The sequence below is a fragment of the Vibrio sagamiensis NBRC 104589 genome, from assembly GCF_007990935.1.
GTDB classification, from domain to species: domain Bacteria; phylum Pseudomonadota; class Gammaproteobacteria; order Enterobacterales; family Vibrionaceae; genus Vibrio; species Vibrio sagamiensis.
This window is the reverse complement of the sequence record NZ_BJXJ01000014.1, coordinates 1-22,037: the sequence shown is the minus strand read 5'-3', so window position 1 is coordinate 22,037 and position 22,037 is coordinate 1. Positions and strand designations below refer to the sequence as shown.

Sequence of the window (22,037 nt, the reverse complement as noted above, 5' to 3'; positions counted from 1 at the left end):
TTCATACTTGTCCTTAATTAGAAGCGATTTAGTTTGATTATTTTTTGAAATAAGGCCTTCATTTGAGGGCCTTTTTTTTGGCATTACAGACAAACTTCACGATTTCTGTAAGTTGAAGCTGTATTTATTGTTGTTGAAATCAGTATGCTGAAGAGGTTAAATACGTTCTTACTTTCCAAAGTTGAGGAAAAAACTGGCGATCTATCATTCGCGTCAACTTTTCAATCGGCTTACCTCTTGTTCCTTGTGTATTTAGGCCTAATGTTCTTACCGCGAGTTTATAGTGATGGGTTCGCCATAAACTTACATTCTCATCCCAATCAATAAGTGACTCCATCAAGGAAAACAAAGAGGTATTCTTTTGTGATTGGTACAAATCAATGAGGTTAATATTTTTTTCTGATAAGTAAGCCTCTATTACAGTATTCAGCTGCTTACCTACAGACTGCGTCTCACGCCACCCCGGCGATTCAATTCCTGAACCATTCCCCAATGCTGGCCGTATACTTTGAAAATCCCATGGTGTCATGGACTTTAAAATACTTAGTTGCTCAATAATAAGAGAAATTGCTTGTGCCGCTCGTTTTACGTTAACCATTGCTTTATTGATGTTTTCATTTTTAATCGCCAATATGGCCTGATTTAATTCATAGCAACTGAGTTTGAGCCATAACTCGGTAGATTGATGGACAATTTGAAACATCATTTCATCTTTGTGAATCAGCTTTTCATCAGGTAGTTGAAGTGATAACAAAACATCTGTTTTCATATAGCGAGCGTAGTCATTGCGACCTTCACCTTCTAAAATTGCGCTACTATTAGTTTTCATTTTTCAATATTCCATATAAAACATAACTTTAACAATCAATGAATTGAATATGAAATAGTGCATATTAATTCCAGTGAGGAACAGCAACTGATTTCCTGTAAAGAGTTATTTAAGATGAAATAAATTTCATTAAATAGAGAAGTCATCCACGTTTTGAAAATTAAAATTTAACTTATTGATCTTCAGTATATTTGTCGAAAAGTTCAACTCATTATAATAGAAATACACAGTAATTAGTCCATTGAGTTTATATTGGTCATAGTGACGGAAGTAAATTGTGACTGAACGAGACCGGAAATATCATTTATACTTCAATCAGCCTTTTGTCTGCTTTCTATACAAAATATGGGATCAAGTTAGATGTGGTTTTAATGACTTTCTGATTAGGAAAATGGATTCTTGTTTTATGGTTGAGGGATTTATTTTTAGTATTTACTCATTCTTGTTAAATTAAATAAGGTTGGCATTAAGCCAACCTATGGAAGCAATAAATAGAAGTTTATTTGATTTCGATACCTTGAGCCTGCATATCGGCATGGTACGAAGAGCGAACAAATGGACCACATGCTGCGTGGGTGAAGCCAAGCTCTAGTGCAATCTCTTTTAGCTCATCAAATTCTGAAGGTGGAACATAACGTTCTACTGGCAAGTGATGTCGGCTTGGTGCTAGATACTGGCCTAGAGTTAGCATAGTCACACCATGATTACGAAGATCTTTTAGAACTTCAATGATTTCTTCTTTTGTTTCACCAAGCCCCATCATCAGGCCTGATTTAGTTGGGATGTGTGGATGCTGTTCTTTGAATTTTTTCAGTAGTTGTAATGACCATTTATAGTTCGCTCCAGGGCGAGCTTTACGGTACAGGCGTGGTGCTGTTTCTAGATTGTGGTTGAATACATCTGGCGGATTATCTTTCATTAAATCTAGCGCCACATCCATGCGACCACGGAAATCAGGGACTAGAGTCTCAATCTTGATGTTTGGATTCAGTTCACGTATCTCTCGATTACAATTTGCGAAATGCTCAGCTCCACCATCACGTAAATCATCTCGGTCTACTGATGTGATAACGACGTATTTGAGCTTCATATCCGATATGGTTTTAGCCAGTTTTTGTGGTTCTTCTGCTTCAACGGGCATTGGTCGGCCATGAGCAACGTCACAGAAAGGGCAACGACGTGTACAGATAGCCCCTAAAATCATGAATGTAGCTGTGCCATGGTTAAAGCATTCAGCTAGGTTAGGGCAAGAAGCCTCTTCACATACTGAGTGAAGATTATTTTTACGCATCGCCGCTTTAATATCTTGAATACGTTGGTTATCGGCAGGAAGCTTGATTTTCATCCAATCAGGCTTACGTAGCACTTCTTTTTGCTCTGTTGGCATGTTCTTTACAGGAATCAATGCCATCTTATCGGCGTCACGATATTTTACGCCTTTTTCCATCTGGATTGGTTTGCTCATGCTTTATTACCTTTAAAAGGTGCTTCTGTACTAAATTTTACTTGCTTGTAATTAAGCAAAGTAACGAGTTCTTGTATTATTTGCTCTTCTACAATTTGGATGCTGTTAGGCCCACCTACTTGGCTTATCTGTACCATTTCCATGCCTTCATAGCCACAAGGATTGATACGCAAAAATGGCGCTAAATCCATATTGACGTTTAATGCAAGACCATGAAAAGAGCACCCTTTACGAATACGTAGGCCAAGGGAGCATATTTTTTTTCCATCGACATAAACACCTGGCGCATCGGGACGGGCTGCAGAGTCGATATCATATGCTTTGAGTGTATTGATCACGATATTCTCAATATGAGTCACGAGATCACGTACACCAAAGTTTTTACGGCGCAGGTTGATCAGAAAATATGCTACCAACTGGCCAGGGCCATGGTAAGTCACTTGCCCACCACGATCACTTTGTACAACAGGAATATCCCCAGTATTTAGAAGGTGTTCAGCTTTACCTGCTTGACCTTGAGTAAAAACGGGATTGTGTTCTACTAACCATATTTCATCCAGAGTGTCTTCTGTACGTTGATCAGTAAACTCATGCATTGCCTTCCATACTGGCTCATAATCTTGGCGTCCAAGTCGTTTAACAACAAGTTGGTGTTGCATGGAAATTCCTGTCACTAGTAAATAAAGTGATTGGATTATAAACCGGATGTCCTTGATGCTCTACAGTTGAGCAACAGATTTTTAACCGAAAAGTGAAATGGGTTAAATTATCTTACTGATAAATAAAAAGAAAGCAGCTTAAGCTGCTTTCAAAAATTTTTTAACCTATCAAATAATTACAGAACCATACGAACGATGTCGATTTCACCTAACTCTTTGTAAAGTGTCTCAACTTGCTCAATAGAGGTCGCTGTGATGTTAATCGATAGTGAGTGATAGTTACCTTTGGCACTTGGTTTGATTGTTGGGCTGTAGTCGCCTGGAGCATGGCGCTGGATAACTTCTAGAACAAGCTCTGGAAGTTCAGGTTTAGCATGACCCATTACCTTGTATGTAAATGAACAAGGAAACTCAAGCAGGTCTTTCAATTTTGCATCTGAGTTGATGGTTAGCATATCGTTAACTCCAGTAAGAATATGATGTAATCCGGCATAGTACCGCCAAACAAGTGTGAACTCAAGACTCAAAAGCCGCCTATTCTAGGCGGCTTTTGTAGGAGAAGTTGGAGTTTGAGGCTAAATCTTAAAAGAAGCTCTTAAACAACAACACGATGTAATCCCACATGCGGCTGAACAAGCTGCCTTCCTCGATCGTTTCAAGAGCCAAAAGAGGGTACTCTGCGATATCCTTGCCGTCTACTTGATAGTATAACTTACCAACAACATCACCTTTACTGATCGGTGCTTCGAGTTCTTTTTCAAGAATAAAGCTGGCCTCTAAGTTCTTCGCTTCGCCTCGTGGCAAGGTGACAAAAGTATCTTGGTCAAGGCCCAGTGCTACGGTATCTTTGTTACCTTTCCAGATTTTTTCTTCTACGAAGGTTTCACCGGCTTTATGTGGTGCAACCGTTTCAAAAAAGCGGAAGCCATAGCTCAACAGCTTTTTACTTTCTGACTTACGTGCATTCGCATCTTTTGTTCCCATTACGACAGCAACAAGACGCATTTTTCCTTCGGTAGCAGAGCTGACTAGGCTATAACCTGCATTGCTTGTGTGACCGGTTTTGATCCCGTCAACATTCATGCTTTTATCCCAAAGAAGACCATTACGGTTGTATTGGGTAATGCCATTATAGGTGAATTTTTTATCTGAATAGATGCGGTACTCATCAGGAACATCACGGATCAAAGCTTTACCAAGCAATGCCATATCGTAAGGTGTGGAGTAAAGGTTTGGGTTATCAAGGCCATGAACATTAGCGAAATGAGTATTTTCCATACCGATGGTATTCGCCCAAGCATTCATCAAATCAACAAACGCATCTTCAGAGCCTGCGATATGCTCAGCCATAGCAACACAAGCGTCATTACCTGACTGAATGATGATACCACGGTTCAGGTCTTTTACTTTTACCGTTGTTCCAACTTCTATGAACATTTTGGAAGAATCAGGGAAGTTCTTTGCCCAAGCGTTTTTGCTGATAGTAACATCATCTTCCTCTGAGATATTACCACGGGCAAGTTCTTGGCCAATGACGTAGCTGGTCATCATTTTAGTGAGGCTTGCTGGAGACAACTTAGTGTTCATCTCTTTTTCAGCTAGAACTTTACCAGAGTTATAATCCATTAAAACGAAGCCTTTTGCCGCAATTTGAGGGGCATCCGGTACAACGCTTGGCGAAGAAAGAGCAGGTTGAGCGAAGGTTGCTGAAAGGGCAACCGAAGTCATGAGAGTCGCTCTCAAAAGAGTATTTTTAGTCATGGTCATTTAATTTGTTTGGTTAACTAGCGATATCTTAACAGAATCCAAAGCGATATAAGAGACTGGAAGCTGAATAGATACTCGCGATCCATAGGTTATTTGTCAAGTTTGTGTTTTTTTATAAATGCTGTTGAGTATCCAAGTGATTTTACTTTACTTAGTATTGATAGGGTAAGTGAATGATCATTAAATGGCCCTAACATTAAACGATGTTTCGTACTCGTGCTTTCTATGAAAGTATCTGTTGATAATTGTTGACCGACTTTTGTTGCCAAAGTTTTAGTACGTTTTTTATCAGTTGAAGATGCTACTTGAATAACGTACTTGGGATGAGCCTCTAAAGCAGTTTTATTCGTTGGCCTCTCAACAGTGATTACTTCTATCTCTACATTAGCAGTACCTGTTTTGATGACGTCTAATTTAGAGGCCGCAGCATAGCTAAGGTCTATAATGCGTCCAGGGTGAAAGGGACCCCGATCGTTGACACGCACAATGGTTGATTTGCCATTATCGGTATTGGTCACTTTGACAAAACTTGGCAATGGTAAGGTTTTATGTGCCGCTGTCATGGAATACATATCATAGATTTCACCATTTGAAGTCAAATGTCCCTGAAACTTTTTACCATACCAAGAGGCTCGACCAGATTGTTTGAATTCTTTCGTGTCTTTGATGATTTTATAACTTTGGCCACGCAGGTGGTAGTCACGATTGCCACCTAAGCTGTAGGGTTCGTATTGAGGGTGTGCATCCTCAATATGTTCCACAGATAAAGGGTTTGTTGGTGCTACATCATTTTCAAGTTCATATCGTCCTTGTGGCTCTTTTTTACTGGGCGTAGAGCACCCCGTCAAAATCAGCGTACAAAAGATGAGTGAATATAATGATTGTTTTTGCATGGTCTAGGTCGCCTTAGAGAATGCTTTGCGGTGCGTATGAATTGACATGAGAATGCCAAACCCTGCCATAAGAGTTACCATTGAGGTACCTCCATAGCTTATCAGCGGTAAAGGAACGCCAACGACGGGTAGAATACCACTTACCATGCCTATGTTAACAAAAATGTAAACAAAGAAGCTTAGTACAATACTGCCTGCCATCATACGTCCAAAAGCAGTTTGTGCTTGACTAGCAAGATACAAACCTCGGCCAATAATGAATAAATAAATGCTGAGAAGTCCCAGAAAGCCAATCATTCCCCATTCTTCTGCAATCACAGCGAAGATAAAGTCAGTGTGTCTTTCTGGGAGAAATTCTAATTGTGATTGAGTACCTTGCAACCAACCTTTTCCTGATATACCACCGGAGCCTATTGCAATTTTACTCTGAATAATGTGGTAACCAGCCCCTAGAGGATCGGATTCTGGATTAAATAATGTTCGAACACGAACCTTTTGATATTCTCGCATTAAGAAGAACCATAGGATTGGGATAAACCCACCTAATGCCAGCGCAGCCGCTATGATAATTTTCCAGCTGATACCCGCTAAGAAAATCACAAAGATACCGGAAGCTGCAATCAGGATCGAAGTGCCTAAATCTGGTTGCTTAGCAATGAGAATCGTCGGTAAACAGACAAGGATAAGCGCCACGATTAAGGTTCTAAAAGTTGGTGGAAGAGGTTGACGGCCGATGAATCTCGCAACCATTAAAGGCACGGCCAACTTAAGTAGCTCTGAAGGCTGAAATCGGACAAAACCTAAATTTAGCCATCGCTGAGCGCCTTTTGATGCTTCACCAAAAAAGAGAACGCCTAAAAGTAAGATAACGCCAGCAATAAACATTAATGGTGCTACACCTTCGTAGCTTCTAGGAGATAGTTGTGCCAGTACAATCATGATCACAAGTGATAGTCCCATACGTGCAGCCTGTCTGTCCATCATTTCAAGGTTTTGACCACTTGCACTGTACATAATAACAAGACCAAACCCCATTAAGGCTAGGATGCCGAGTAAAAGTGGTAAATCAATATGAATGCGCTCAAAGAGAGAGCGATTCTTACCCGTTGATGGATCCATTTTCATTATTCTATTACCTCTTGTTGCTCATCTGTTAGCCCTGTTGTGGCGTTACTTTCTTTGCTACCAAGGAGAACATGATCAAAGATTTTCCTCACGACAGGAGCCCCGTTACTTGAGCCACCTCCAGCATTTTCAAGAACTACAGTGACGATGAGCTCTGGATTATCGAAAGGTGCAAATCCAGTGTAGAGAGCGTGATCTCTTAAATGTTCCGCGACTTCGTCTGCTTTATATTCTTCATCTTCACCTAAACCAAAAACTTGTGCAGTACCTGATTTACCACCAGTTTGGTAAGAGCTATCCGTAAAAGCTCGTCGCGCAGTACCTTTCGAGCCATGATTAACTAGGCGCATGCCTTCTTTAGCAAGTTGCCAGTAATGCTGAGGGACATTTTCAATCGGTGGGTAGGTGACATACTCAGACATAGTTTGCTGTTCAAACGTCTCCCCATTATTGATGGTTGCTTTGAGTAAGTGCGGTGCTGTTACGGAACCTTGATTGATCAAGACCGATGTCGCTTTAGCAATTTGCATTGGAGTAGCAGTCCAATAACCTTGACCGATACCTACAGGAATAGTATCACCTTTATACCAAGGTGTTTTATGACGGGCCATTTTCCAATCACGGGTAGGCATGTTAGCCATACTTTCTTCGTGAATATCAATGCCAGTATAATCACCAAATCCAAACATCCTCATCCAATTGGAAATACGGTCGATACCCATATCATAAGCAATTTGATAGAAGAAAGTATCCACGGATTCTTCAATGGATTTGATGATATCTACGCGTCCATGTCCCCACCGAAGCCAATCACGGAATGGACGGGTATCGGAATTTGGAATCCGCCAATAACCCGGATCATTACGTGTAGTTTTTGGTGTGACGACACCTTCTTCTAGAGCAGCAACCGCCATAAATGGCTTAATAGTTGAAGCTGGGGGATATATACCTAGTGTGGTTCGGTTTACAAGTGGGCGGTCACTATCATTAAGTAACTTGTTATAGGCTTTGCCTGAAATACCATGAACAAAAGCATTAGGATCGTAGCTTGGACTTGAAACCATGGCAAGTACACCATTGTCTTTTGGATCCAGAACCACAGCACTACCACGTCTTCCATCCAATAATTCGTACAAATATAACTGCAGCTTGATATCGAGGTTTAAGACGATATCTTTCCCTGCTACTGGAGGCATGTACTTAAGCGTCCTTATCACTCGTCCGCGACTGTTTACTTCTACTTCTTGATAACCAGCAGTGCCGTGCAAAAGGTCTTCATAGTATTTTTCAATGCCTAGTTTGCCAATATCACGAGTTGCTTGGTAGTTGGCGTTTTTGTCTTCTCGGATTAAACGTTGTAGATCTCGATCATTAATGCGTGATACATAGCCAATAACATGGGTTAGTACGTCACCGTATGGATAATAGCGTTTCAACGTGGCGCTGATTTCAACGCCTGTAAAACGATATTGGTTTACCGAAAAGGTGGCGACTTGATCTTCATTGAGTTGAGTGAGTAATGGAACCGATTTAAAGCGTCTTGTTCGTTTACGCTCACGGTGAAAACGTTCGATTTGCTCTGGAGTAATATCAAGAAGAGCTTGTAGTTCCTTAATGGTTTTATCCATATTTTCAACTTTTTCAGGGGTAAGTTCTAAGTTGAAAACTGGTCGATTTTCTGCCAGAAGCACACCATTACGGTCATAAATTAAGCCACGATTTGGGGCAATAGGGACCACTTTGATGCGATTGTCATTAGAGCGCGTTTTGTAGTCATCAAATTGATTTATCTGAATGTGATACATATTGACAATCAAAAGGCATAGCGCAATAACAATGCCTAAAAAAGCGACGATAGCACGCCTGGAGAACAGATGTGCTTCAGCTTGATAATCTCTAATTTGACTGCGGCGTTTACCAATCATGAACGCTGGTCTCTACAGATGAATGGCGATTATTCGCGGTGGTAAGGGTGATTAGCTGTAATGCTCCAAGCTCGGTATAAACTTTCCGCCATGACGATACGCACAAGTGGATGTGGTAGAGTTAAGGCAGAAAGTGACCAGCTTTGATCTGCTGCAGCTTTACAAGCTGGGGCTAGTCCCTCTGGACCACCAATCAAAATGGACACATCTCTAGCATCTAATTTCCATGCTTCCAATTGCTCAGCAAGCTGAGGGGTATCCCACTTTTTTCCAGGAATATCTAGTGTAACGATGCGGTTACCTTTTGGTACCGCTGCTAACATGGCCTCGCCTTCTTTTTGCAAAATACGAGTGATATCGGCGTTTTTTCCTCGTTTCCCAGCTGTTATTTCAATCAGTTCCAGTGGCATGTCATGAGGGAAGCGACGACGGTACTCTTGGAATCCTTCTTCGACCCACTTAGGCATTTTTGTTCCGACAGCAATTAATTGAATTTTCAAGAAACTAACCCCAGAGTTTTTCTAATTGATAAAGAGAGCGATGTTCTTCTTGCATAACGTGGAGCATAGCATCACCCATATCGAGCACAACCCACTCTCCTTCATTTTCGCCTTCCATACCAAGTGGCTCTAATCCAATTTTTTTAACCTCCGATGCAACGTGATCGGCAATGGATGAGACGTGGCGCTTAGAAGTACCAGTACAAATGATCATGTAATCAGTCACACTGGATTTTCCTTCTACATTCAGTACGGTAATTTTTTCAGCTTTCATATCGTCGGCTTTATCAGCCAAAAAGTCTTTAAGTTCTTCGCGAAGCACTCGGGGTTTCCTCAGTATGTATAATTTATGAGTATCTTGATTGAGTCTAGTAAAATGAGGCATGAACTATAGCATGCTTTATCTTTTATCTGCCTAGCTTAATATCAGGTGAGCAGCTTTCCAAACTTAATTGGTGGATTGTTGGCCAAACAGACTGTCCATACTGAGTCTTGGCTTGAATTTCAGCTTGCGTCAGTAGTGATAAAAGTGAGTAGAGGCGTTGCGGGGAAAGGCGAGTTAGGGCTGCATTATACAATGGCCGCTTATTTTGCCATATCCGACGCTTTTCAAACAATTGACTCATGCTCATACCCGTTAAATCTTGGTGCATGTCGATTAGCTGACTGAACTCTTTGTGTATGCTGCGGATCAAAATGATACTTTCTATCCCTTCCGCTTCAAGTTGATGTAGGATGCGTTGTGCTCGGTTTGCTTTTCCAGCAAGTAGGGCGTCGACCCAATGGAAAATGGTGAAATGGTTATGTCGACTGAGGGCTTCTTCTAATCGTATAATCGTCAGTTCACCATCGGGGTAAAGCAAAGCCAGCTTCTCTAAACTTTGTGATAAGGCGAATAAATTACCTTCATGCCATTGTGCCAACATTTGCAATGATTGTTGATCAGCTTTCAAGTTCAATGTACGGCAACGAGCTTGGACGAACGTAGGTAAACGTTGAAGGTCTGGCGTAAGGCAGCTAACCCAATCTCCTTTATTACTCAGAGTTTTGAACCATTTGGCATTTTCTTGTGCTTTGGTTAACTTTGTTCCAACAATCACTAACATGATGTCATCGTGAAGCATGTCATATAAGGCAAGTAGCTCTTTACTTACCGTTGCATTTACGCCACTTTCGGGTAGCTCTAGTTCAATCAATTGGCGGTTTGAGAAAAGGCTTAGTGCCTGAAAACAATCATAAACTTGATTCCAATCTAAGCTGGCATCAACGGCAAAACGGTGCCTCTCTTCAAAACCTTGTTGGTAAGCCATAGTTTGAATCGCATCACGGCTTTCTTGAATGAGTAGAGGTTCATTACCAAAGATCAGGTAAATTTGCTTAACATGTTTGGAGAGATGATCTGTCAGCTTATCTGCAAAAATTCGCATAATAATTATTGTGCAGTTGGTTGAGATTCAGAAATCAGTTTGCCATGCTCATAATCAGCACCAATACGACCTAATTGGCGCATCATTTGTTGTGCTGCTTGTTCGCGCATTTCCTCTTCAATTACTTCACGCTCTACGGATTTTGCAAGTGCTGCAAGAGGGTTATCAAGGTAATTGCGGTTTACCGTGGTGGTAAAGTATTGTACACCTAAGCTAGGTAATGTGACTTGATATTTCACTACATAAGTCAGCTCTTTTTCTGCCGCGCTGCTGTTAGGATAAAGAGATAATGTGCGCTCAGTCAATTTTGCACTTGTTAAGTGCAGTTTTGGCATATTGTCGGAAGCCGGAAAAATGGCCACTTTGTTGAGTTTAAGTTGTGCAAGAACATTGCGTGTTAAGGCACTGTATTGGTCATAGCTTGAGAAAGATATCTTATGAAGTTCTTGTGGGACATCGTAATTACCACGAAGGTGAAAACCACAGGCCGAGAGTAGTCCAGTTAATACCAGTATCATGAAGCGTTGAAACAAAGAGAAAGAGCGCATTGATTGTTTTCATCCTAAATTGATTGGGAATTTACCTTAAAACGATTTACCTTAAACCACGAAAGAACATTACTAAAATGGACTAAGGTAAAGAGTTAACACTTAATGAGACTAAAGTTCATGCTCAGTAAGGTTTATAGCAGAACAGTAATCTGGCTCTGCTATGATGACTTTTAATTCATGTTCTGCGTAGTAACTACAAAAATGTGACCAACCCAAACAAGCTAAACATGCGCTTATTCAGGTTGGTATTTGTGTTAATTAGTTCGCAACAATGTTCAGAAGTTTACCAGGAACAAAAATGACTTTACGGATCGTTAGGCCATCTAGGAACTTCTTCGCATTTTCATCCTTAAGACCAAGTTCACGCACCTGTTCTTCTGTTGCGTCAGCAGCCACTGTTAGCTTCGCACGTAGTTTACCGTTGATCATTACAACGATAGTCTTTTCATCTTCAACCAACGCTTTCTCATCGAACGTTGGCCATACGGCGTTATCGATGTCTGCCTCACCTAGCGCAGCCCATAGCTCGTATGAGATGTGCGGAGTGATTGGATAAAGCATAGCAACTACCGCTTTTAATGCTTCATCAAGAATGGCGCGATCTTGTACTGATTCTTGAGGAGCTTTCGCTAGCTTGTTCATCAGTTCCATGATTGCTGCAATTGCAGTGTTGAAGGTTTGACGACGATCGATATCATCCGTCACTTTCGCGATGGTCTTATGAACGTCACGACGAAGCGCTTTTTGGTCACCAGAAAGTGCCGCGGCATCAACGGATTCTGCTGTACCTTTTGAAGAGTGTGCATTAACCAGTTTCCATACACGTTTTAGGAATCGGTTAGCACCTTCAACGCCAGATTCTTGCCATTCTAATGTCATGTCAGCTGGAGATGCGAACATCATGAAGAGGCGCACAGTATCAGCGCCGTACTTGTCGACCATTTCTTGAGGATCAATACCGTTGTTTTTCGACTTAGACATTTTGATCATGCCCGAGTGATTAACGTCACGACCTTCGTTGTCTTTAGCCGACGTGATACGGCCTTTACCATCACGCTCAACAGCAACATCTGTTGGTGCAATCCACTCTTTACCGCCTTTCCCGTTATCGAAGTAGAACGCGTCTGCTAGAACCATACCTTGACATAGTAGTTGCTTGAATGGTTCGTCAGATGTGACGTAGCCGGCATCACGTAGCAGTTTGTGGAAAAAACGTGAGTACAGTAGGTGCATACAAGCGTGCTCGATACCTCCAATATACTGGTCTACAGGGAGCCAGTAGTTTGCTTTTTCTGGGTCGAGGATGTCATCGGCTTGCGGTGAACAGTAACGTGCATAGTACCAAGAAGACTCCATGAACGTATCGAACGTGTCTGTTTCACGTAGAGCAGGTTCGCCGTTGAAGGTGGTCTTAGCCCACTCTTTGTCTGCTTTGATTGGGCTGGTTACGCCGTCCATGACCACATCTTCTGGAAGAATAACAGGTAGCTGGTCAGCTGGCACTGGGTGAACTTCACCGTCTTCTGTGGTGACCATTGGGATTGGTGCGCCCCAGTAACGTTGACGAGATACACCCCAGTCACGCAGACGGAAGTTAACTGTCTTAGTACCTTTGCCTTCTGCTTCTAGCTTCGCAGCAATTGCGTCGAACGCTTCTTGGAAAGCAAGACCATCAAACTCCCCAGAGTCGAATAGGACACCTTTCTCTGTGTAGGCCGCCTCCGATACGTCAAGTTCGCTACCGTCAGCAGGCTTGATAACAGGCACGATGTCTAGGCCGTATTTCGTTGCAAACTCAAAGTCACGTTGGTCGTGCGCTGGTACTGCCATTACCGCGCCTGTACCGTAGTCCATCAGCACGAAGTTTGCTACGTAAACAGGAACTTCACGGCCGTTCAATGGGTGAATTGCAGTAAGGCCTGTTGCCATACCTTTCTTCTCCATTGTCGCAAGCTCAGCTTCTGCTACTTTGGTGTTCTTACACTCTTCGATGAATGCTGCAAGTTCTGGGTTGTTCTCGGCTGCGATAGCGGCGAGAGGGTGACCTGCTGCTATACCAACGTAAGTGACACCCATTAGTGTGTCTGGACGAGTTGTGTAAACTTCTAGGTCTTGTTGACCTTTCACTTCACTGTCTTTTAAGGCAAATCGCAGTTCAACACCTTCAGAACGACCGATCCAGTTGCGCTGCATGGTTTTCACCATTTCTGGCCAACCTTCAAGCTTGTCTAGATCGTCAAGCAGTTCTTGAGCGTATTCTGTGATCTTGATGAACCACTGAGGAATTTCTTTTTGCTCTACAGGCGTGTCACAACGCCAGCAGCAGCCATCTTCAACCTGCTCGTTTGCAAGAACAGTTTGGTCGTTTGGACACCAGTTAACAGAAGAAGTCTTCTTGTAAACCAGACCTTTCTCGTAAAGCTTAGTGAAGAACTCTTGTTCCCAACGGTAGTACTCAGGTGTACATGTTGCGAATTCACGATTCCAATCGTAGCCAAACCCAAGCAGTTTTAGCTGATTTTTCATGTATTCGATGTTTTCGTAAGTCCAAGGGGCAGGGGCGGTGTTGTTTTTAACCGCAGCATTTTCAGCGGGAAGGCCAAACGCATCCCAGCCGATCGGTTGCATGACGTTTTTGCCTTGCAGGCGTTGGAAACGAGATACGACGTCACCGATGGTGTAGTTACGTACGTGACCCATATGCAGTCGACCACTTGGGTATGGGAACATCGATAGGCAGTAGAATTTATCTTTATTTGGGTCTTCACTTACAACAAAGGTTTTGTTGTCATCCCAGTGCTTTTGAACTCTTTGTTCAATGTCTTGTGGATTGTATTGTTCTTGCATCGGTGGTATCCGTTTATCTTGGAATTTGTGAGTTCGGTTAGAACAGACTTAAATAGATCGTCATAGAATACCTAAAGCGAGTGAGCACAACAATAGCCAATCGATACCGAGACACTCTTTCGTCACGGTGATGTAGGAAAGATGGAGGTCAGTAATGCCAAAACGTAAAACCGATTATGAGGAAGTCTTGGAGAATGTCATTGAAACTTTGAAGCACAGCCCTGAAGAAGTGAACAAAGTTTTTGAGACATCAGGGAAAGTAGTCGAAGCTGCTAATAACATGACTAAAGATGAACTTGCGCTCATTTCAGCTTATGTTAAAGCTGATTTAAAAGAATTCGCTGATAGCTATGAAGAAAGTAAGAAAAGTTCTTTTTATCATACTGTCACTAACTCAATATGGCATGGTTTGCTCGAAATTACCGATAGAACTCAAGTGGAGTGGGTAGAGTTTTTTGATGATTTAAAGCATCAAGGGCTTTATGAAGCTGGAGAAGTGATTGGTCTTGGAGTGTTAATTTGTGATAAATGTGGCCATAAAACTCCCTACAACCATCCTACAGTTATCATTCCTTGCATCAAGTGTAACCACACCAGCTTTAGCCGCCAGGCACTCCAGCCTTAAACTTGTTGATCTTTTAATTGCCATAAGTGCTTAATCTTTAGGTAAAAACAGTAGAGAAATGGCGATTCTCTACTGTTTTATTCCAACCCCTGCGACTTTGTTATTGCCGGGAAGATTGACCTTTCGAGCTGATTTGACTACCCGGCGCAAGTGGCTTGTATTTGTTTTCGGCTGCTGAGATGATTTCTGCACCAAGCTAACAGTAAACTGAAAGTCACCCAGAAGTATAAAGGCCAACTGCCGACAGCATGATAAGGCGTTTGCCCTCTGGTTGGAGTCAGCTCAGCTCTTAACACTGCGGTTTCAAATTGAGGAATCTGTTCGATAATTTTACCTTTGTGATCGGTTACCGCAGTCACGCCATTGTTAGTTGAACGAATAAGTGGTTTACCTAGCTCTAATGCTCGCATTCGGGCTATTTCCATGTGTTGTAATGGCCCAATAGAGTGGCCAAACCAAGCATCATTAGAGAGTGTCAGAATAAAATCGGTCTCCGATGTGACGTTTTGCCGCACTTGCTCGCTAAATATGATTTCATAACACAGTGCTGGAGCAGTATGCCTGTCATTTGCCACGATGTTGTCTTGGACAAAGCTTCCTCGGCTGAATGATGACATTGGCAGGTTAAAAAATGGTGCGAGTGGGCGTAAAAAATCTTCTAGCGGGACAAATTCACCAAAAGGCAAGAGGTGATGTTTATGATAACGTTGATTCATATCAAAATGGTAGTCGCCATAAGGGTTAACACCGAGTGATAAGATACTGTTATAAAATTGACCATCATTGTCTTGGTTTACAACACCAGTAATAATCGCGCTGTTGTTTTGTTTAGCTGCTTTATCGATATTAGTAAGAAACGTAGGTACTTCATTTTCAAACGCTGGAATTGCCGCTTCTGGCCAGATAATGATGTCGGCATCCCAATTTTCTCGGGTTAAGTCTGTGTACTTCATTATGGTTGGCCAACGCTCACTTGGACGCCATTTTAAATTTTGGTCAACATTACCTTGGATGAGAGCGACTTTCGTTGTGTCTTCAATTCTTGGAGTAACCCAGTCATGCTGACGAATGCCGTAACCTGAACTGATGATAACCGCAGGGATTAGAAGCATTAACCATTGTTTATGAAACCAGGCATAAGCGAGAGCTCCCGCACTTATTAGCATCATTAAGGTGATTAATTCTACGCCTCCTATCGGCGCAAAACTGGCCAAAGGTGCATCAATTTGGCTATAACCGAGCCATAGCCATGGGAACCCAGTCATTACCCAACCACGTAGCCAATCTGTGACTAGCCATAAAGCGGGTGCAGCAAGCAAAGTGCTAGTTAGGCTAGGTTGAGCAAAAAAACGGTTTTTGAGCCAAGCAAAAAGCCCGGCATAGACAGCTAAATAGGCGACCAACAAGGCCATTAGAAATAGGTTGGCGATAAGAGGCATTCCGCCAAAACCAGAAATACTGACATATACCCAACTAATACCTGCGGAAAATTGGCCAAGTCCCCAAGCATAGCCGATCCACATCGCTCGTTTAGGAGGTTGATTGCCAAGCAATATAAGCAAGATTGCCGGGCTGATAATGGCTAATGGCCAAAGTTGATAAGGGGCAAAAGCTAGGGTGGTGGAGGCGCCAACAAAAGCGGCCACTAAGGGCCGCTTGAGGCGATGAAAAGCTTGATTCATCATTTTATTTTATGAAATTCCCGTAGTTAGGGGAGTGCGTTACTCTTGAGCAGCTTCAACCAGTGTTTCCGTATCTGGAATTGTCACTTGAAGCTGAATGATTCGACGGTTATCAGCTGCAGTTACTTTAAAACTGTAAGCTTCGATTTCAACGATTTCGCCACGAGTAGGAAGGTGGCCAAATGCTGTCATTACCATACCACCCACAGTATCAACTTCTTCATCGCTAAAGTGAGTGCCGAAGGTTTCATTAAACTCTTCAATGGTTGTTAAGGCTCTGACAGCAAAAGTATGCTTACTGAGTTTACGGATATCCGTTTCTTCATCGTCGTCGAACTCATCTTCAATATCCCCGACAATCTCTTCGAGAATATCTTCGATAGTGACAAGGCCGGAAACACCACCGAATTCATCCACTACGATTGCCATATGATAACGTTCTTCGCGGAACTCTTTAAGTAAGCGATCGACTCGCTTACTCTCTGGTACCACAACAGCAGGTCGAATTACTGCCTCAATATCAAACGGGCTACTGCCTGAACCTAGGTATTTAAGTAAGTCCTTCGCTAATAGAATGCCTTCCACATGGTCTTTGTCTTCGCTAATCACAGGATAGCGAGAGTGTTGAGCATCTGTAATAAGAGCGATCAAGGTATCAAGATCGTCAGTACGCTCAACAGTCACCATTTGCGAGCGCGGTATCATAATGTCACGCACACGCATTTCGGAAATCTCCATGACACCTTCAAGCATATCTCGAGTGTCGTGGTCGATAAGGTCATTGACTTCAGAGTCGCGAATGACATCCACGAGTTCTTGGCGATCTTTTGGCTCGCCTTGAAATAGTTGACCTAGACGTTCAAAGAAGGACTTTCTACTCGGACCTTCCGCCTTTTCTTTCTTATCTTCATTAGAAGAAGGAGAATTATCTTCGTTCATTGTTTCTCAATTAAGTAACGCTATCAGATGTGTGATAGCTCACGTTGAAAGGCGATAAGGTTGAATCTCGCCTTTACCTGTCGAGCAGTGAATGACTACTCTTTTTCAGCTAAGTATGGGTCTTGATATCCCATACCTTGCATGATTTCTGTTTCGAGGGACTCCATCTCTTCAGCTTCGTCATCCTCAATATGATCATAACCTAGCAGATGCAAGCTGCCATGTACAACCATATGAGCCCAATGTGCTAGCAAAGGCTTATTCTGCTCTAGGGCCTCTTTTTCAACTACTTGGCGGCAAATGATCAAGTCACCCAGTAGGTCCATTTCTATGCCCGGTGGTACTTCAAATGGGAAAGAAAGTACATTAGTCGACTTATTTTTACCGCGATATTCGTAGTTTAGTTCGTGGCTCTCTTTTTCATCAACAATGCGAATGGTTAACTCAGCTTGAGGTTGAAAAAGAGGAATAGTTTTATCTAACCAATGCTGAAAATCTTGTTCTGAAGGTAGGTTTTCTTGGTTTTCGACTGCCAGTTGCAAATCAAGTTCAATTGCCATGGTTATGTTATTCCTTAGTCGCGGCGACTTGTGAGTTTAGCTCCGCTTTTGCCGCTTCGAGTAATTTGGCATCACGCTCCTCGCGGCGACGTTTCTCGAACTCTTTGCGCTCTTTTTGGTCTTGTGCTTCCCACTTTTCGTAGGCATTGACGATTCTGGCGACAACTGGGTGACGAACAACATCGTCTGCTTGGAAAAAGTTAAAGCTGATGTCATCGACTTCGCTGAGCACTTCGATTGCGTGACGAAGGCCAGATTTTGCCCCACGTGGTAAGTCAATCTGAGTGACGTCACCTGTAATCACTGCGCGCGAGTTAAAGCCTATACGGGTCAAGAACATCTTCATTTGCTCTACCGTGGTGTTTTGGCTTTCGTCTAGAATGATGAAGGCGTCGTTCAAAGTACGACCACGCATGTAAGCAAGAGGTGCAACCTCTATCACGTTACGTTCAATCAGCTTTTCTACTCGCTCAAAACCCAACATTTCAAATAAAGCGTCATACAGAGGACGTAAATAAGGGTCAACTTTCTGGCTTAGGTCTCCAGGTAGGAAGCCCAGTTTTTCACCCGCTTCAACGGCTGGTCGAGTTAATAGAATACGACGGATCTCTTGACGTTCTAATGCATCTACAGCAGCCGCGACGGCTAGGTAAGTTTTACCTGTACCCGCAGGACCAATACCGAAGGTGATATCATGGGTGACCATGTTGATCAAGTATTGAGCTTGATTGGGTGTACGTGGCTTAATCACGCCTTTTTTCGTTTTAACGAAAACTTCTTTGCCATGCGCGAGGTCAGAGTCGGTATTTTGTTCTAATACGCCAGATTCTTTAATCGCTAAGTGAATTTGCTCTGGTTCAATATCGGGTGTTTCGCCACGAACTGTTGCAGTATCAACATACAGGGACTTCAGAATATCAAGTGCAGCGGCTGCAGTATGTGGTTTACCGACAATGGTAAAAAGATCGCTACGATGGTTTATCTCAACGCCTAGTCTGCGTTCTAAATGCTTGATATTGTCATCGAATGGGCCGCACAAACTTGCAAGTCGGCGGTTGTCGGAAGGTTCTAGATTGATTTCTAGCGTTACGATTTTATTGCTCAATGTTGCCTCTCATTATTTGCCATGATGGGTGAGCCTGATAACGACCAGGCTCACATGGCTTTTTAAGAGCTTATGGCGTAAAAGTAGCTACACCTAGCTCATCTTCGCGACGTGTTTTCGCCATCATTTGCGTTGGTGAAATCACACTACGAAGGTCCATATCTTTTTCTGTACGTACTAATTCACCGCGAAGTGAGTTAGCAAATACATCGGTAATTTTAACGTCAACAAACTGACCGATAAGCTCTGCGTTGCCTTCAAAGTTTACAACACGGTTGTTCTCTGTACGAGCACGAAGTTCCATCAAGTTCTTCTTCGATGGGCCTTCAACCAGTACACGCTGCTCTGTACCTAGCATAAGGCGTGAATAACGCATTGCTTGGCCATTAATGGTGTGCTGTAGCTCGTATAGACGTTCTTTTTTCACTTGTTCAGATAGATCACACGGGTAATCTGCTGCAGGAGTGCCCGGACGAGGAGAGAAGATAAAGCTAAAGCTCATGTCAAAATCAACGTCTTTAATCAGTTTCATTGTATCTTGGAAATCTTTGTCTGTTTCTCCAGGGAAACCGACAATGAAATCTGAACTGATTTGAATGTCTGGGCGAGCTTTACGTAGCTTACGAATGATCGATTTGTATTCAATACCTGTATGAGGACGTTTCATCATGGTAAGGATACGATCACTGCCGCTTTGTACTGGCAAGTGAAGGAAGCTCACTAGTTCAGGCGTATCTTCATATACAGCGATGATATCATCAGTGAATTCTAGAGGATGGCTGGTTGTGAAACGAATACGGTCAATACCATCAATAGACGCCACAAGACGCAGTAATTCAGCAAATGAACAAATCTCGCCATCATGCATTGGACCACGGTAAGCATTGACGTTTTGGCCAAGTAGGTTTACTTCACGAACACCTTGCTCAGCAAGCTGTGCTATTTCGTAAAGCACGTCGTCCATTGGACGGCTGACTTCTTCACCACGAGTGTATGGAACGACACAATAAGTACAGTACTTAGAACAGCCTTCCATAATAGAAACAAAAGCGGTTGCTCCTTCAGCCTTAGGCTCAGGTAAGCGGTCGAATTTCTCGATTTCTGGGAATGAAATATCCATTACAGGAGCGTCATCTGACTGAGATTGTTTGATCATCTCAGGTAGACGGTGAAGTGTTTGTGGGCCAAAAATAACATCCACATATGGTGCGCGTTCACGGATGTGATCACCTTCTTGGGTCGCCACACAGCCGCCCACACCAATAACAACGCCAGATTTTTTATCTTTTAGTGTTTTCCAACGACCAAGCTGGTGGAACACTTTTTCTTGTGCTTTTTCGCGGATCGAACAGGTGTTAAGTAGAAGAACGTCTGCTTCCTCTGGCTCTTCAGTTAGCTCGTAGCCATTTGCAGCATTAAGCAGGTCGGCCATTTTAGATGAATCGTATTCGTTCATCTGGCAGCCCCAGGTTTTAATTAGCAGTTTCTTACTCATCTCACTTCGCTCGTTGTGTTGTTCTTAAATTTAGAGAGCTATTGCTCAAATTATAGCCGCCTTTATAGCGGTAAGCCGCGTATTGTACTGCTTTAAAAAGCACCTGACTAGTGATCTGATGAATTCTCTGTAAACCCTAATGAAATCTCGTTTTTTACTTTACACTTAAGTCACATTAAGATGCTGCACTTAATGCGATAAATTAGTATTTTATAGAAAGGTTTTAGTTAAATCATTTTGTAAAAACAGCGGTGGAAAGTACAATTAATAAATGCCAATTAATCAATACGATGAAGAGCAAAAAATGAACAAGTATGACATCGCCATAATTGGGGGCGGTATGGTCGGAGCTGCCGTGGCTGTAGGGTTTGCCAAGCAAGGTAGAAGCGTTGTAGTCGTAGAGGGCGCAGAGCCGATAGCTTTTGATGTTTGCCAACCACTGGATATTCGGGTGTCTGCAATTTCTCACCAGTCGGTGAAATTGCTTGATTCATTAGGCGCCTGGTCTGAAATTGAGAAAATGCGTGTTTGTCCTTACCGTCGCTTAGAAACGTGGGAACATCCTGAGTGTCGGACTCGCTTCCACTCCGATGAGTTATCACTCGCACAACTCGGCTATATTGTTGAAAATCGCCTAATTCAGTTGGGTCTTTGGCAGACCTTTACTCAGCACGATAATTTGACGGTTATGTGCCCAGATCGTTTACAAGATATCGAGTTTTCAGATGTTCATCTTGTCACGTTGGAAAGTGGTGAGCAATTTGAAGCAAGCTGGATTATTGGTGCCGATGGGGCGAATTCTAAAGTTCGTCAGTTGGCTGATATTGGTGTGACGGCTTGGGATTATCGTCAACATTGTATGTTAATCAATGTTAAGACCGAACAAGGACAGCAAGATATTACTTGGCAACAATTTACACCGGCAGGTCCTCGTTCATTTTTACCTTTATGCTCTTTATCTCAAGATGGTCAAGAAATCGGGCAAGGATCTCTCGTTTGGTATGACTCACCAAAACGTATTAAACAGTTGTGTGCAATGACGAAATCACAATTGAGAGAAGAAATCCTACGTCATTTCCCTACTGAGCTGGGCGATATCGAGGTATTACAGTCGGGTTCATTCCCATTGACACGTCGTCATGCACAACGTTATTCGAACAAGCAATGTGTTCTTGTCGGTGATTCGGCTCATACAATTAATCCACTTGCGGGACAGGGTGTAAACCTAGGCTTCAAAGATGTTGAAGCATTATTAGCCATCACCGATAAACAACAAGTGCTCAGTGATGCTTTGTTAGCTCAGTATGAGCGTGTTCGTCGCCCTGATAACTTGCTTATGCAAACAGGTATGGATATTTTCTACAAAGGCTTTAGCAATGATTTAGGTCCTTTGAAGTTTGCCCGCAATGCTGCTCTAAAGCTGGCAGAGAATGCAGGTCCACTCAAAGCTCAAGTCTTAAAGTACGCACTGGGTATGTAAATTTAATGGGGTGAGGTAGAAACAATAAAGCGAGCCATGTGCTCGTTTTTTATTGCTTCATTAAAGTTATTACCTACAGCGCTATTCGGGTTAGCTCAACAGAGGGTTAAAATAATAAATGGATAAAGAAAAACCCAGCATAAAAATGCTGGGTTTTCATATG

At 42.6% G+C, this 22,037-nt stretch carries 20 protein-coding genes; 2 read left to right on the top strand and 18 right to left on the bottom strand.

Going from position 1 to position 22,037, the window contains the following annotated elements:
• Positions 1–139: 139 nt before the first annotated feature.
• The 13 genes from VSA01S_RS08525 to leuS all read right to left on the bottom strand — a co-directional run bounded on the left by VSA01S_RS08525 (position 140) and on the right by leuS (position 13,988).
• Entirely contained in the window at positions 140–829 is a 690-nt protein-coding gene (locus tag VSA01S_RS08525; RefSeq protein ID WP_039979780.1) for a tryptophan 2,3-dioxygenase family protein, read from the bottom strand.
• 499 nt (positions 830–1,328) lie between these two features.
• Positions 1,329–2,294 (bottom strand): lipoyl synthase, encoded by a 966-nt coding sequence (gene lipA, locus VSA01S_RS08520; RefSeq protein WP_039979781.1) that lies wholly within the window; start codon positions 2,292–2,294, stop codon positions 1,329–1,331.
• On the bottom strand, positions 2,291–2,953 hold the full coding sequence (gene lipB, locus VSA01S_RS08515) for a lipoyl(octanoyl) transferase LipB (protein WP_039979782.1): 663 nt from the start codon (positions 2,951–2,953) through the stop codon (positions 2,291–2,293). Before lipB ends, lipA begins: the two co-directional genes overlap by 4 nt.
• A gap of 176 nt (positions 2,954–3,129) precedes the next feature.
• A complete protein-coding gene (ybeD, locus tag VSA01S_RS08510) occupies positions 3,130–3,408 on the bottom strand; it encodes a DUF493 family protein YbeD (protein WP_039979783.1) in 279 nt (92 codons plus the stop codon).
• Positions 3,409–3,535: 127 nt separating this feature from the next.
• The gene (locus tag VSA01S_RS08505) at positions 3,536–4,714 is read right to left on the bottom strand and encodes a serine hydrolase (RefSeq protein WP_039979803.1); all 1,179 of its coding nucleotides are present in this window, start codon (positions 4,712–4,714) and stop codon (positions 3,536–3,538) included.
• 95 nt (positions 4,715–4,809) lie between these two features.
• Complete coding sequence (locus VSA01S_RS08500; protein ID WP_039979784.1) at positions 4,810–5,613, bottom strand: septal ring lytic transglycosylase RlpA family protein; 804 nt, start codon at positions 5,611–5,613, stop codon at positions 4,810–4,812.
• Positions 5,614–5,616: 3 nt separating this feature from the next.
• Positions 5,617–6,738 carry a rod shape-determining protein RodA gene (rodA, locus tag VSA01S_RS08495; protein ID WP_039979785.1) on the bottom strand — a complete coding sequence of 374 codons (1,122 nt, stop codon included), beginning with the start codon at positions 6,736–6,738 and terminating at the stop codon, positions 5,617–5,619.
• Positions 6,738–8,663, bottom strand: a complete 1,926-nt coding sequence (gene mrdA / locus VSA01S_RS08490; protein ID WP_039979786.1) for a penicillin-binding protein 2 — start codon at positions 8,661–8,663, stop codon at positions 6,738–6,740. Before mrdA ends, rodA begins: the two co-directional genes overlap by 1 nt.
• A 29-nt stretch (positions 8,664–8,692) precedes the next feature.
• Positions 8,693–9,163: a 23S rRNA (pseudouridine(1915)-N(3))-methyltransferase RlmH gene (gene rlmH / locus VSA01S_RS08485; protein ID WP_039979787.1), complete on the bottom strand. Its 471-nt coding sequence runs from the start codon at positions 9,161–9,163 to the stop codon at positions 8,693–8,695.
• A gap of 4 nt (positions 9,164–9,167) precedes the next feature.
• The gene (gene rsfS / locus VSA01S_RS08480) at positions 9,168–9,485 is read right to left on the bottom strand and encodes a ribosome silencing factor (RefSeq protein ID WP_039979788.1); all 318 of its coding nucleotides are present in this window, start codon (positions 9,483–9,485) and stop codon (positions 9,168–9,170) included.
• 85 nt (positions 9,486–9,570) lie between these two features.
• Complete coding sequence (holA, locus tag VSA01S_RS08475) at positions 9,571–10,590, bottom strand: DNA polymerase III subunit delta (protein WP_039979789.1); 1,020 nt, start codon at positions 10,588–10,590, stop codon at positions 9,571–9,573.
• 5 nt (positions 10,591–10,595) lie between these two features.
• Positions 10,596–11,138, bottom strand: coding sequence for an LPS-assembly lipoprotein LptE (locus tag VSA01S_RS08470; RefSeq protein ID WP_039979790.1), 543 nt, complete (start codon positions 11,136–11,138; stop codon positions 10,596–10,598).
• A gap of 261 nt (positions 11,139–11,399) precedes the next feature.
• Positions 11,400–13,988: a leucine--tRNA ligase gene (gene leuS, locus VSA01S_RS08465; protein WP_039979791.1), complete on the bottom strand. Its 2,589-nt coding sequence runs from the start codon at positions 13,986–13,988 to the stop codon at positions 11,400–11,402.
• 154 nt (positions 13,989–14,142) lie between these two features.
• On the opposite strand from leuS, the gene VSA01S_RS08460 reads away from it, so the two are divergent.
• The gene (locus VSA01S_RS08460; RefSeq protein ID WP_039979792.1) at positions 14,143–14,613 is read left to right on the top strand and encodes a zinc ribbon-containing protein; all 471 of its coding nucleotides are present in this window, start codon (positions 14,143–14,145) and stop codon (positions 14,611–14,613) included.
• A gap of 137 nt (positions 14,614–14,750) precedes the next feature.
• On the opposite strand, the gene lnt is transcribed toward VSA01S_RS08460, so the two are convergent.
• The 5 genes from lnt to miaB all read right to left on the bottom strand — a co-directional run bounded on the left by lnt (position 14,751) and on the right by miaB (position 20,394).
• Complete coding sequence (gene lnt / locus VSA01S_RS08455; RefSeq protein WP_039979793.1) at positions 14,751–16,298, bottom strand: apolipoprotein N-acyltransferase; 1,548 nt, start codon at positions 16,296–16,298, stop codon at positions 14,751–14,753.
• A 36-nt stretch (positions 16,299–16,334) separates the two neighbouring features.
• Entirely contained in the window at positions 16,335–17,234 is a 900-nt protein-coding gene (gene corC, locus VSA01S_RS08450; protein WP_039979794.1) for a CNNM family magnesium/cobalt transport protein CorC, read from the bottom strand.
• A 95-nt stretch (positions 17,235–17,329) separates the two neighbouring features.
• Positions 17,330–17,794, bottom strand: a complete 465-nt coding sequence (gene ybeY / locus VSA01S_RS08445; RefSeq protein WP_039979795.1) for an rRNA maturation RNase YbeY — start codon at positions 17,792–17,794, stop codon at positions 17,330–17,332.
• Between the two features lie 7 nt (positions 17,795–17,801).
• Positions 17,802–18,899 (bottom strand): PhoH family protein, encoded by a 1,098-nt coding sequence (locus VSA01S_RS08440; protein ID WP_039979796.1) that lies wholly within the window; start codon positions 18,897–18,899, stop codon positions 17,802–17,804.
• 70 nt (positions 18,900–18,969) lie between these two features.
• Positions 18,970–20,394, bottom strand: coding sequence for a tRNA (N6-isopentenyl adenosine(37)-C2)-methylthiotransferase MiaB (gene miaB, locus VSA01S_RS08435; protein WP_021711089.1), 1,425 nt, complete (start codon positions 20,392–20,394; stop codon positions 18,970–18,972).
• Positions 20,395–20,698: 304 nt separating this feature from the next.
• Here miaB and VSA01S_RS08430 point away from each other — a divergent pair, with 304 nt between their 5' ends.
• Entirely contained in the window at positions 20,699–21,874 is a 1,176-nt protein-coding gene (locus VSA01S_RS08430; protein ID WP_039979804.1) for a 2-octaprenyl-3-methyl-6-methoxy-1,4-benzoquinol hydroxylase, read from the top strand.
• Positions 21,875–22,037 lie beyond the last annotated feature (163 nt).